We start from the raw sequence: 11,934 nt of genomic DNA on the forward strand, positions 1-11,934 counted from the left end.
GCTCAAATAATTTGACTTAGCGTCAGCACCGCACAAAGGTATGCACCTTACGGCTGCGCCCGAGCCCTCCAGCCAGACAGGGCACTGCCACGCCACGCCCCACCGGGCGCGCAGGAGAGCAAGGGATCGGTCATGCCCTCAATCGCACAATCACCGGATCTCGGTGAACCGCTCGATCCGCTCCCCAGGGAGTTCGCCGCCTTGATGAGGCCCGAGGTTCCGGGTCTCATCAAGGAGATCCGCGTCGAGGTGGAGCGCGCCTATCCGGTGTACGCCCGTCTCCTCAACGGCCCCAACGCGGACGCCATCCGCCAGGGCGTGGAGCAGGCGCTGGCCACGTTCGTGGACCGAGTCGCGGACCCCGGCACGAGCTCGGTCCTGCGCGACGAGCTCCTGCGCAAGTTCGGCCGGGTGGAGGCGTACGAGGGCCGCGACCTCGACACCCTCCAAGGGGCCTACCGGCTCGGCGCGCGCATCGCGCTGCGCCGGGCCAAGACCCTCGGTCGCCGGTACAACCTGTCGCCCTCACTGATCCTCGCCTTCGCCGACGCGCTCTTCGCGTACGTCGACGAGCTGGAGGCGATCGCGCGCGAGGGATACGCGGAGGTCCAGGCCCGTGCGGCCTCCGAGGTATCGGCGTTACGCAGACAACTGCTCCACCTCATCCTCGTAGGGTCGCCCCTGCCGCAGGCGACGATCGCCGAGCTGTGCGAGCAGGCGTCCTGGGAACTCCCGGCGCAGTGCACGCTGGTGGCCTTACGTGCCCCGGCGCCCGACCACATACGGACATGTCTCGACCGGGACGTCCTCGCCGATCTGGGCATGCCCCAGCCACACATGCTGATCCCCGGGCCCCTCACCCCCGAGCGACTGGCGATGCTCGAATCCGCCCTGTCGGGCGCCCCGGCCGTGATAGGCCTGACCGTGCCACCCGCGCAGGCCGCCGACTCCATCCGGTGGGCCAGGAGGGTACTGCAGCTCATCGACGACGGGATCGTGCCCGACCAACCGCTCGTGCACTGCGAAGACCACCTGACAACACTGTGGCTCCTGTCCGACCCGGTGCTCGTCACCCACATCGCGGCCCGCGAACTGGCCCCGCTCAGCGGCCTCACCGGCTCCAGGCGCGGGCGCCTGGTCGAGACCCTGCGCGTCCACATCTCCACGCGGGGTCCCGCCGATCAGGTCGCCGAGTTACTCGGAGTCCACGCGCAGACGGTCCGCTACCGCCTGCGCAACCTGGACGCACACCTGGGTGACCGCATCACCGACCCGGAACACCGCTTCACGCTGGAGGCGGCCCTGCGCTCACTCCACCTCCAGGGCAACGACTACGCGGAATGACCCGAACGACCGCCCCCGCGCGCCCCGCAACCCGGATGCGGCCGGCAGGCCCCCCGCTGCCCGGCCAGGCCCGGGGCGGCGGTCATCGCTTCCACCCAAGCTCCGTGTAGGAACGGCCGGCCATGATTCCCTCGATGGCCGCGCGGGTGTAGGGGACGAGCCGTTCCGGCAGATCGGTCGGCTCCCACCACTGCCAGGCGAGGCACTTGTCGGGTTCGAGGAGCTCGGGAACGCCCTCCCAACGACGGGCCCGGAAGACCATCTGCATCAGCGGCTGCCCACCGGGGGTGTCGACGACGTGCACGACGTGTACCAGCTCCACGTCCTGCGGGTCGATGACGAGCCCCGCTTCCTCGCGGGCCTCGCGCACCAGGCAGGTGACCGCGGACTCCCGCTCGCACTTCCCCGCGAGGAAGTGCCAGGTGTTCCCCGCGTACGCGACGCCCGGGTGGCGCAGTCCGAGGAGCACACGTCCGTCCTCGTCCTCCAGGTGGAGATGGACGCCGATGCCGTTCAGTACGGTCCTGCGGCCTCCGTCCCAGGCCGGCGCGGCTTCGTTCGGCCGGGCCTCTGGCGGGTGTTCGGCCGCGTGGCGCCGGATGTTCAGCACGTGGGGGTTGCGGTCGATGACGACCGTGCTGCGGGTGACGTGGCCCGGCAGCGCCGTCCGGCTGGTCGCGTCGTCGGGCTGGTCCAGCGCGGACAGGAGTCCGGCCAGGGTCTTCCGCTCGTCCGGGTGGTGGGTGAGATACGCCTCGACGGTCTTGCGGACGTGGGCGTGGCTGGGCGGCACGGCGGGCTTCTCGCCTTCGGTGGGGGTGCTGTACTCGGAACCGGGTTCCGGCGTCATCTGTCCGCCGTGTGTCACAGCGCCGCCTCCTCGTGGTCGGCCGGCGGCGTGTTGCGCGGGCCGGGTACCGATTCCGAGGCCGATCCGATCCCGTACTGAGCGGCCTGGGCGGTGAACATCCCCCGGTAGGTGCCTTCCTGGGCCATCAGCTCCGCGTGGGTGCCTTCCTCGACGACGCGTCCCCCGGCGAGGACGTAGATGTGGTCGGCATTCATGGTGGCGGCGAGCCGGTGGGTGACGAGGACGACCGCATGCCCCTTCTCCGCCAGCGACCAGAGGCCCTTGAAGGCGGCGATTTCCGCGTGCGGATCGAGGGCGGAGGTGGGCTCGTCGACCAAGAGGAAGGGTGCACCCCGGTACAGGGTCCGAGCCGTACCCAGCTTCTGCCAGCCCCCGCCCGACAGCTGGACCCCGCGTTCGTAGCCCTTGAAGACGATCGAGTCCCAGCTGTTCGGGAGGCTCTCGATCAAGTCGAGCACGCCCGCGTCCCGGGCGGCCCCGCGGACGGCGCCCATGTCACGGGGGCGGTCGCCGGCGCCGATGGCCACGTTCGCGGCGGCGGTCATCTCCCAGCGCGGGAAGTCCTGCGCCAGCACTCCGACCGCCCCGAACACCTGCCCGCGGTCCGCTTCGCGGAGCTCGACCCGCTCACCCGAATCGCCCTCCCACCACACGCTGCCGTCACCGGGCAGGAGCAGTCCCGCGATCACCTTCGTCAGGGTGGTCTTGCCCGAACCGTTGGCCCCGACCAGGGCCGTCACCGCGCCCCGCCGGATCTCCACGCTGACGCTCCTCAGGGCCGGCGTGTCGGCTCCCGGGTAGGTGAAGGTCACGTCCTCGGTGCGCACCGACCGCAGGGGAGAGGGGAGGGCGTCGCCGGTCAGGGGGATGGCGTGCTCACCCGCGATCGTGATGGCGTCCTCGGTGTCGGTGAGGAACAGCAGCTCCTCGTAGAGGCGATTGACCTGCTGCACCAGGGATGACAGACGTGCGGTCGAGGTCCTGATGGCGACCACCGCGGTCCCCCCGACGGCCAGTGGCAGCCCGCCGACGGCCAGCAGCCACCACAGCATTCCGTAGCAGCCCAGGGACGCCACCCCGGCGAAGCCGCCCGCGACCAGGTCCGTGCCGGCTTGGGCGCGAGCCAGACGCCGCTGCTCGGCTTCGGTCTGCCGGGACATCTCCTCGTAGCCGGCCAGCAGTTTCGTCCCGGCGGCGTGGACACGGATCTCTCCGGCGGCGTGCGGGCGGGTCAGGTAGGCCAGCAGAGAGGAGATCGCCCGGCGGTGGTCCACCCAGTGCAGCCGGGAGAGGTACTCGCGGCGAGCGGAGCGAACCGCCCCCCACCCCTTGGGCAGCGCGATGGCCAGGAGCATCGGCAGCAAGGCCCAGTGCAACGACACCAGGACCACGGCGGCCGCAGCCATGCCGATGACCACGTTCCCCACGCCGACCGACAGCCGCAGCATGTTCCGTGCGGAGTCCGTGCCGAACCGTCCCGCCTCCAGCATCCGCTGCACTTCCGGCCGCTCGGTCGCTTCCACCTCGACACCGGTGACGGCCGCGTAGTACCGGGCGGACACCGCCCGCTCCACCTGAGGCTCCAGCCGGCCCGACATGGCCGTCGACCACGCCGCCAGCAGCGCCGTGACCACCGCGGTGACCCCGAGCACCACCAGCGACGGCAACGCCTCGCGGAGCTTGCCGGCGGTCGGCCCGGCCGCGAACAGCTCCGTGAGCACGCTGTTGACGGCCACCAGCCCCCAACCGGCCGCCACACCCTGCCCCAACTGCGCCGCCACGACCCCGGCCAGGGCACGCGGGTCGGTCTGCCAGCCGGTGCGCAGGACCATCGCCACCATGCGCGGCAGGGCGGCGGCCATGTGCCCGAACCCGAGCCGGGTCAAGGGGCCTTCGTGCCGGACGAAGGACTGGTCGTATCGCAGCCGCCCACCGTAGAGCTCACGTTCCGCATCCGAGATGGTGTCCTCGGCCTCGGCCTGCACGCTCTCTGCCGCATCGGTGGGATCAGCTGCCTCGGTGGCCTCGCTCATGCCGTCCACCCCGTAGCTGTCAGTGCCGAGTGACAGGCGCAGACTTCGGCCAGTTCGATTTTGAGAGGGTGATGACTGGGAGTGGGCTCAGCATTCACGATGTCCTCCATATGGGCGGCTGGTTGGTACTAGTGCTCTAAGAACGCCCCGCTTCCATGGTCGTAACGGCCTCGAACGCGTGAATATCTCGAACGCCAATACGGATACCTGGCCTTGAGTGGGAGCGGCCTGCCTGGTGCCGTTTGAACTCACGCGTTCGAGTGGTTGCGGAGGAGCGGCACCCGATCGGGGGCTTGCGTGGCCTGCTTGTAAGGCTCCGGGCGGACCGTCAATTCCATTACACGCTTCTGAAGTTGGAAGCTCCGATCATCCTCGACCTCACGCAGAGCCTGTGCTCCAGAGCACGCGGCCTGTCCTATCGTGAAACCCATCGTCCTGCCGATGCCCGGCAGGGAACTCGCACGGGGGAAATCATGCGTGGATCCGTTCGCACCGTCGCACGAACCGTCGGCGTAACTGGAGTGGTGGTGGCGTCCGTCATGGCGGGGACCAACGCCCAGGCGGCCAGTGGTGGAGGCTGCGGCACCTACTACGCCGGGACCGGCGGGCAGTACGTCAAGATCAAGGCCTGTATCAGCTCGCCCCGGTGGGGAGTGGGGCGCCCGGACGCGTACATCAGCCTGGCTGCGGGGCACCCGGCGTGCAATATCGCGATTCGGACAGTCCGGACGGGCAATTCGCAAGTCGTATCGAACAAGGTGTACCCCTGTCCCTCAGGGGCCATCAACGACAGGCACTTCACGGCTCCCGACTTCAGCGACACCACGGCCGAGACGGGTGAGTCGTATGCCAACTACACCCAGATCAACTGGACCTCTTCCGGAACGTGGACGATGCCGTACCGCAGCCCGTGGCTGAAGCTCCCGTAGACCTGCGCACAACCCATATCCATGGGGGAGGGGCGTGGTACCGGACCGCGCTGGATGACAGGACAGGCCATAGCGAGGCTGCCACCGGTAGGTGGTGCCGTCCACGGTGATGAGCCGCGATCCCCTGGGATCCCGACATCATCGGCCGCCTTGGGATTCGCGTAGCGCAAACACGGGAAACCACTTGGCCGGACGCTTGAAGTCGCGCCGTCACTCCCGGATGCACCACCCGCAACGAGATCGCGGCCCATCCGGGCCTCAAGCGCGCCGGATCGCAAGGTACTGCGGCTCGTTGTTCCTTATCCGCTGGCGCTCCTGAAGCGATGTGGGCAGGGTGGCGGCATGACAGACAGTTCCGGCCCTGTTCCTGCGGACGTAGACGACCGCCAGGCGATGGAGCACATCCTCGGTCGCGCCCTGAGCGAGACATGGCCGCCGGGTGCACTGGCGCCGGGCAGCCGCGTCACGGTGGTTCGCGACCAGGGCTGGGACGGTCCTTGGCAGGTCGAGTTTGCTGGAACGATCGATGCCATGGGCGCACCCGAGCCGAGTACACGTGCCCAGGCGCTGAAGGGCGAGCTGCTGTACTGGGTCACATTTGACGCACCGCAGTACGACTGCGACGGGGCCGGTCCCTACCGCAAGGCCCAGATCCAGGGTCGGTACCTACGGGCTGAGCAAGAGCCCGAAGCCTAGGGCGAAGGTGACCAGCTCTTGGTGGGGCAGCCGTCGCGCCGGTCCAGGAAGGCCACGAAAGTGTGGCGGGGCGGCTGGGCCTCCGGGCTCTTGCGTGCGGGCCGAACGGCCCGATCCGGGAGCGTGGCGCATGAGTTGGGTGCCGTAGGGTCCGGCCTGCTTCGGGGCCGGCCTACGAACAGCCGAATTGTGCGCGGCACCCTGTAGGCGAGGCGATGTCGGCAAGTCGATCGCCCAGGCTCGGCATCCGCCCCGGCTCAGGGACCGCCCGCAGACGTACAGCAGCAGGAGGAGGAAGAGCGATATGCGGCCCCCAGTGGCAGTACGACGGCAATGAAGTCCCAGTTCTCGCCGTACGCCTCCCAGAACGAGCCCCGTCTCCACGGGGATCAATGCCGTGGCCAACGACCAGCCGACCGCGAAGACCAGAAGGTATCCGACCACGCAGAGAGGGAAACCCTTCCTCGTACTCGGCTCCTCGGTCGGTCAGACACAGCCCCGCTCCGTTCGTCCATCGGCGGTTGATCTTCCGACGGCACTCGGAAACGGAGTCCAGACCGTCCAAGGAGTCCTGGGTGATGACTCTCGGCGCCTGATGGCGGCGGCACGGGATCGCCTCCTCCCGTCTCGGGTAGCCGTCGGCCCTTCGTAATTCATGCTCACGGAGGACTCGGTACCCGCGACGGGCGGATTCGTATGCGCTCCAAGAACCGGACCGACAGGCCTGCCAAGCCCACGATCACCTTGGGTGCGTATCGAAAGTATTTCCTAAGGGTTGTCCCGTAACTGCGGCCGGGGTGGGGTGTCGGCCACCTGGGCCCGCCTCAACGTCAGAGGAAGATGAGCTCGACGCTCTTGTCTACGCAGAGACGCAGGACGACCATCAGCTGTTGAGCGTCTTGGATGTGCTGCTGGAGGAGTGGTTCGTCGGGCTCCTCCAGCCATTCGCCGATGATCGTTCGGAGGCGAGGCAGCATCGCAGCGCACGCGGCAGTAGAGAGATCGTCACCGCCGACATCCGGGTGATCGAGGAGCGGCTCCAGGGTGGAGGAGATGTCACTCCACGGCCGATCGCCGCCAAAGCCCCACATCTCCGGGAGGCTGAACCCCTCTGCCCGTGCGAGCCGTTCCCGGAAGGCGTTGAAGCTGATGCAGGACCATTGGACGTCCGGGCTGCTGACGTCTCCGTCTCCTGGGAACAGAGTCAAGCCCACGTGGTCCTCCTCGCTTGCGAGTGGACAGGATCGGCCAGAGCAGGCGTCATCGGCAACTGAAATGATCGCCACGTGGCTGGTGTGATCACGGCGTCGGAGTCGTCCTGGATAGCCCCGTTCTCCGGGCTGAGCCCGCGCGCCTTCGGGAAGCTGGTGACGCTTCTGCGGCGTCAGGGTGCGGACGCGGTCCGCAAGGGCCGGCCCTGGGGCCTTCCGCTCGAGAACCGGGCACTGCTGGTCTCGGCCTACTGGCGCACGAACCTGACCATGCGCCAGCTCGCCCCGTTGTTCGGGGTATCCAAGTCGGCGGCAGACCGGATCATCGACCACCTCGGGCCAGTGCTCGCCCTCCACCCCCGCAAGCGGTTCGCCAAGGACACCGTGCTCATCGTGGACGGCACCCTGATCCCCACCCGCGACCACACCATCGCCGAGCAGTCGAAGAACTACCGGTACTCCACCAACCACCAGGTCGTCATCGATGCCGACACCCGCATGGTCGTCGTGGTCGGCCGGCCACTCGCCGGCAACCGCAACGACTGCAAGGCATGGGAGGAATCCGGCGCCCAAGCCGCCGTCGGCAAGACCATGACGATCGCCGACGGCGGATACCCGGGCACCGGACTTGTCATACCCCACCGCCGACGGAAGGGCGAAGACCTGGCCGAGTGGAAGCAGGCGCACAACCAGTCCCCCAAGCAGGTTCGCGCCCGTGTCGAGCACGTCTTCGCCCGCATGAAGACCTGGAAGATCCTCCGCGACTGTCGCCTCAAAGGCGACGGCGTCCACCACGCTATGCTCGGCATCGCCCGGATGCACAACCTCGCCCTCGCCGGATAGGCAGACGGCTCGCACCACTGCCCACCACGTCCGAGGCGACTCGGAGATCAGTTGCGGGACAAGCCTTAGGAGATCGTCAGGCTGCCCGGCTACGGTGCGGGCATGGTGAATTTCGTGCTGGTTGCAGGTGCACGGCTCGGGGCGTGGGCGTGGGCCGAGGTGGTGCCGTATCTGCGCGCGGCCGGCCACGGCGTCTATCCGTTGACCCTGTCCGGTCTTGCTGACAAGCAGGGTGTACCGGCGGGGCAAGGAACTCACGTTCAGGACATCGTTGCCGAGGTGGAACGCCAGGGTCTGCGTGACGTAGTCCTGGTGGGTCACAGCTATTCGGGCATCCCGGTAGGTCAGGCCGCGGAGCGGATCGGTGACCGACTGGCCCGCGTTGTATTCGTCGACTCAAGCGTTCCAACTGACGGCGAGTCGTTTGTCTCCGCCTGGCCGGACGGCGGGGCGGCAGTGGAGGCGTCGATCGCCGAGAGCGGAGGGTTTTGGCCGCTCGCGCCAGCTGCTCATTACGAAGGCGAGGGTCTCACCGATGAGCAGATCGCGCGCCTCGTGCGTGGCTCGACGCCTCACCCAGGTGCCACGCTGACCGAGCCCGCTGTGCTGTCGGGGCCGCTCGGTGAACTTCCGGCGACATACGTCCTGTGCGTGGTGCCAGGGGCCGATCCTGACGACGCCGAGCCCGACGAAGATGTGGCTGAGCTGCTGAACAGCAAGCGCTGGCGGCTGGTCAAGATGGACACCGGCCATTGGCCGATGTTCTCCCAGCCGCGCGAGCTGGCGCAGATTCTCCTCAATGCTGCCGTGGAGTGAGAGCACCTCCATGCCTGCGGGCTGGATATGGACGCGCTTGATGTGTGCTGCTCACAGCCATGCGCCGATGGCCGCTATGAGGACGGTCGCCTCATAGCGGACCGTTAGCTCGTCGTATCGCGTGGCGACGGTGCGGTACCTCTTGAGGCGGTTGATCCCACACTCGACCGCGTGGCGCTCACGGTAGCCGTCCGGGTCGAACTTCGGCGGCCGGCCGCCGCGAGAGCCGCGCTGTTTGCGGTGGCGCGCCTGGTCGACCTTGTCCGGGATGGCGCAGCGGATCCCTCGGCGACGCAGGTCAGCGCGCTTCTTGCTGGAAGCCGCGTGCTGATGGGCGCGGTGTCACACGTTCCACGGCTCCAGGACACTCCACGTGCCCTCGACCGCCTCGAAGACCAACTCCGAGCCTTCGAAGACTTCCTGCCCACTCCCCGGCCGAAGGCTGCCGAACCGCTCAGCGCACAGATCTACCTGCATCAGCCCGTCGAACCGGGTGAACTGCGGGGGATCGTAGAGCACCCCCGCAGGGGAGCCCCGGCTCTCGTCGATCCGGAATCGCTTTACGTCGACCAGGTCCAGGCACACCGGCTCCCACCGCAGGGCCTCGTCCACCACCCGTGCATCGATCACAATTCTGACTGCTCGGCCCCGCGGGTTCCGTCCGAACTCCTGGTCAAGGATCACCCGGCGGACACAGGAATCACCGAACTCGTAGCGTGCCAGCAGTGCTGCGATCCCGTCATCGGTCAGTGCGTACGGCCCAAGCCTTCGAGACGGTACCGGTGCTCTGAGATCCACTCTGCTCCCTCGTCGAGGTGCCCATAGTAGGAGGAACGCCCATCCGAGACGACGCGGCAGGTCACGACCACTCAGCGCATCGCCACAGCGCTGCACCCGACGAGGTCCGGGATGAGCCCCTGCCGTCGTGGCGGGTGCACGGCCGGTACGGTCCGCCGGCTCGGCGACGCGCCCGTGGCCGGCAGCCTCGTAGTCATCGAGCTGACCCGTGCGTCGCTTCAAGTGTCTGAGCGGTCGATGCCCGGTCGTGACGCTCGCCGAGCAGATCGAGGTCGAGGGCTGAGTACGGCGTATGCCAGGCAGACGCCGGGGCCGCGGTCGATGCGTGCCTCGATTGCTCTGTGCAAGGGCGACTCTCACCGCGGGTGCATCCAGGCCGTGTTCGGGGCGACCCAAGCTAAGGCGGAGGCAACCGCGAAGGACCGAGTCGCGCCGGAGCTGGCGTCAACGGATACTCACAGCGGCCCGACCGCCCCCATCTGAAAGCATGGTGACATGACAATCGCACCACCGCATCAGCTTCCTGATGAGGCTGCCTTGGAGTTCCTGAGCTCGGCATTCGAGCCGGAGTGGCGGGAGCCGGCTCTCGGCTACACGGCGGTCTCGGCCTGGGAAGCCGAGAATGGGGCCGTACTTCCGGAGCCGTACCGGAGTCTGGTCGCGGAGATCGCCAACGGGTCCGCGGTCGGGCCGCCGGAGGACGGCGGCCTGCTGCCCCTGGGCTGGCTCACACCGGGCTGGCCTTACCAAGTTCAACGGAATCCCGCCGCGCCGTTCCCGCTCCAGGAGACCTGGGCCTGGGAGGGCGAGCCCCTTGCCGCGGACCACGACAAGCGCGTCGCTGACGTCTACGGCCACGGCTCCATCGTGCTGGGCACCGACGATGAGCTCTCCTACTGGGTACTCGTCGTCACCGGTCCCCAGCGGGGCAACATCTGGCTGCTCGGCGACGCGGGCGCCCACCAATATCCGGGGCCGGAAGCCTTCGGCTTCCTGGAGTGGGTTCAGCGCTGGCAAGCTGGCGACGGTTGGTGGGGCTGACCGATCGCGGGGAGCCCGACGCGTTGAGAGCGCCTCGGGCTCGAACGCTTGGTGGAGAAGCTGCCGCTACCGAAGGGGAACGATGTGTTTCCCTTCCTGATGGCCGGTTGGCTGGGGCGCGCTCGTTTCAACACCGCTCGCCGCGTCACCTGGCCCGTGAAGCAGACCCTGACGAGGTCCCGCACATCGGCCCCCCCATCAGGCGCCCGACCGTAAGGTCGAGGCGTAGGCCGACTCGGCGGCGCTTGCTGCGTCGCACCCTGCCAGCTGACGCAAAATCAGATGTGATCCACTGCCATCGGATTCGAGATGGGCAGGTGACGCACTGACATGAAGGCGAAAGATCGCACCTTCTGCTAAACGGGTCGGGGGAAGGTCAGGAGTTCAGTTCCGGAGAGTTTGAGGATCTCGATGAGAGCGGGTGTTCCGTCCTCGTCGAGGTCGGGGGCGATGAGCGACACGGGCCGGGCATCGCGAAGCACCCACGCCATGACCGGTTTGGCGTCGGCAGGGTCGGTGAGAGTGACCAGGGCGTCCACGACGGGTCCCTGTAGTTGGCCTGAGGTGAACAGCCAGTCCAGGAGTTCCTCAGATCCTGCGAAGGCGCCACGAGCGAAGGTGACCTCGACACGGTTGTCTCCACGGCGGTGCGCGGCGCAGGGCAGTGCGCAGGCAGAACTGATCCCTGTCACGGCCGTGAACTCCATGACGTCGTCACCGATGGCGACGGAGAAGTTGGAGAACGGAATCGGAGGACCTCCTCGCAATGGACTGCTGGTACTTGGGCTGTCTCATTCGGTGCCGGGTGGATTCCTTGACGCGAGCACAGCGAGCTGGTGCAACCGCCGGCAGTACTGGGCTCCTTCAAGGTCCATGATCTCAGGCATGACTTGCTCCAGGCCCTCGATGCAGTTCTGCAGGAGGAGGCTGTTCTTCGGGTCGAGAGTGCCGCCGCTGTCGAGCCAACGAAGAACGCAGCCGGCGATGTCCAACTCAAGGAGCCACACATGTGCGCCCCCGAACGCGGCATGTCGCAAGCTGTCGGGGAAGGGCTCTCGACGGAATTCCTGCCAAAGGCGATCGGCGGTCTGCACCTGCTCAGTCGATTCGCTCATTTGAGCCATTCTGCAGTAGCCGTGGAGCTGGCTTGGTGTTCGTCTTCAAACGGCGGTGGCCGATGAGGGCTGCAGCGATGCTCATCGGTGCCGGCCGAGCCGGTTCGACTCGCTTGCGAGTGATGCGGTGACCAGACGTGGAGGTTCGCCCCTGAGCTTCCGGCGGACCGTTCTCGGTCGATGCGATCGCCGAACTCGTCGCCGAGGTAGGCCCGTTATGGCACGCACGGCACCAGG

12 protein-coding genes and 1 pseudogene are annotated in these 11,934 nt (G+C 67.8%); 6 read left to right on the forward strand and 7 right to left on the reverse strand.

Annotated elements, in window-relative coordinates:
* Positions 1 to 132 precede the first annotated feature (132 nt).
* On the forward strand, positions 133 to 1,344 hold the full coding sequence (locus OG276_RS37535) for a helix-turn-helix domain-containing protein (protein WP_266913757.1): 1,212 nt from the start codon (positions 133 to 135) through the stop codon (positions 1,342 to 1,344).
* An 82-nt stretch (positions 1,345 to 1,426) separates the two neighbouring features.
* Here OG276_RS37535 and OG276_RS40900 read toward each other — a convergent pair whose 3' ends face one another.
* Complete coding sequence (locus OG276_RS40900; RefSeq protein WP_323182419.1) at positions 1,427 to 2,212, reverse strand: NUDIX domain-containing protein; 786 nt, start codon at positions 2,210 to 2,212, stop codon at positions 1,427 to 1,429.
* Positions 2,209 to 4,248, reverse strand: a complete 2,040-nt coding sequence (locus OG276_RS37545) for an ABC transporter ATP-binding protein (RefSeq protein ID WP_266913759.1) — start codon at positions 4,246 to 4,248, stop codon at positions 2,209 to 2,211. Before OG276_RS37545 ends, OG276_RS40900 begins: the two co-directional genes overlap by 4 nt.
* 353 nt (positions 4,249 to 4,601) lie before the next feature.
* On the opposite strand from OG276_RS37545, the gene OG276_RS37550 reads away from it, so the two are divergent.
* Positions 4,602 to 5,177, forward strand: a complete 576-nt coding sequence (locus OG276_RS37550) for a hypothetical protein (protein WP_266913761.1) — start codon at positions 4,602 to 4,604, stop codon at positions 5,175 to 5,177.
* Positions 5,178 to 5,519: 342 nt separating this feature from the next.
* Complete coding sequence (locus OG276_RS37555; protein ID WP_266913763.1) at positions 5,520 to 5,873, forward strand: ferrous iron transport protein A; 354 nt, start codon at positions 5,520 to 5,522, stop codon at positions 5,871 to 5,873.
* Positions 5,874 to 6,703: 830 nt separating this feature from the next.
* On the opposite strand, the gene OG276_RS37560 is transcribed toward OG276_RS37555, so the two are convergent.
* Positions 6,704 to 7,087 carry a hypothetical protein gene (locus OG276_RS37560; protein WP_266913765.1) on the reverse strand — a complete coding sequence of 128 codons (384 nt, stop codon included), beginning with the start codon at positions 7,085 to 7,087 and terminating at the stop codon, positions 6,704 to 6,706.
* A gap of 72 nt (positions 7,088 to 7,159) precedes the next feature.
* Here OG276_RS37560 and OG276_RS37565 point away from each other — a divergent pair, with 72 nt between their 5' ends.
* Positions 7,160 to 7,927, forward strand: a complete 768-nt coding sequence (locus tag OG276_RS37565; protein ID WP_266913767.1) for a transposase — start codon at positions 7,160 to 7,162, stop codon at positions 7,925 to 7,927.
* Positions 7,928 to 8,029: 102 nt separating this feature from the next.
* A complete protein-coding gene (locus tag OG276_RS37570) occupies positions 8,030 to 8,743 on the forward strand; it encodes an alpha/beta fold hydrolase (RefSeq protein WP_266913769.1) in 714 nt (237 codons plus the stop codon).
* Positions 8,744 to 8,794: 51 nt separating this feature from the next.
* Here the strand turns inward: OG276_RS37570 and OG276_RS40905 are convergent.
* Together OG276_RS40905 and OG276_RS37575 are read right to left on the reverse strand one after the other, a co-directional pair.
* Positions 8,795 to 9,049, reverse strand: a pseudogene (locus OG276_RS40905) (transposase); the annotation flags it as partial.
* 36 nt (positions 9,050 to 9,085) lie between these two features.
* Positions 9,086 to 9,541: a hypothetical protein gene (locus OG276_RS37575; RefSeq protein WP_266913771.1), complete on the reverse strand. Its 456-nt coding sequence runs from the start codon at positions 9,539 to 9,541 to the stop codon at positions 9,086 to 9,088.
* Between the two features lie 537 nt (positions 9,542 to 10,078).
* On the opposite strand from OG276_RS37575, the gene OG276_RS37580 reads away from it, so the two are divergent.
* The gene (locus OG276_RS37580; RefSeq protein WP_266913773.1) at positions 10,079 to 10,582 is read left to right on the forward strand and encodes an SMI1/KNR4 family protein; all 504 of its coding nucleotides are present in this window, start codon (positions 10,079 to 10,081) and stop codon (positions 10,580 to 10,582) included.
* Between the two features lie 356 nt (positions 10,583 to 10,938).
* On the opposite strand, the gene OG276_RS37585 is transcribed toward OG276_RS37580, so the two are convergent.
* Positions 10,939 to 11,349, reverse strand: a complete 411-nt coding sequence (locus OG276_RS37585; protein WP_266913775.1) for a phage tail protein — start codon at positions 11,347 to 11,349, stop codon at positions 10,939 to 10,941.
* Positions 11,350 to 11,373: 24 nt separating this feature from the next.
* Positions 11,374 to 11,697: a hypothetical protein gene (locus tag OG276_RS37590; protein ID WP_266913777.1), complete on the reverse strand. Its 324-nt coding sequence runs from the start codon at positions 11,695 to 11,697 to the stop codon at positions 11,374 to 11,376.
* Positions 11,698 to 11,934 lie beyond the last annotated feature (237 nt).

Origin of the sequence: Streptomyces sp. NBC_00086, from assembly GCF_026343255.1 — a bacterium.
GTDB lineage: Bacteria > Actinomycetota > Actinomycetes > Streptomycetales > Streptomycetaceae > Streptomyces.

Excerpts from the sequence above, each read along its gene's own strand:
- OG276_RS37555 (WP_266913763.1), top strand. The coding sequence starts at position 5,520 with ATGACAGACAGTTCCGGCCCTGTTCCTGCGGACGTAGACGACCGCCAG.
- OG276_RS37590 (WP_266913777.1), bottom strand. The coding sequence starts at position 11,697 with ATGAGCGAATCGACTGAGCAGGTGCAGACCGCCGATCGCCTTTGGCAG.
- OG276_RS37535 (WP_266913757.1), top strand. The coding sequence starts at position 133 with ATGCCCTCAATCGCACAATCACCGGATCTCGGTGAACCGCTCGATCCG.
- OG276_RS37545 (WP_266913759.1), bottom strand. The coding sequence starts at position 4,248 with ATGAGCGAGGCCACCGAGGCAGCTGATCCCACCGATGCGGCAGAGAGC.
- OG276_RS37570 (WP_266913769.1), top strand. The coding sequence starts at position 8,030 with ATGGTGAATTTCGTGCTGGTTGCAGGTGCACGGCTCGGGGCGTGGGCG.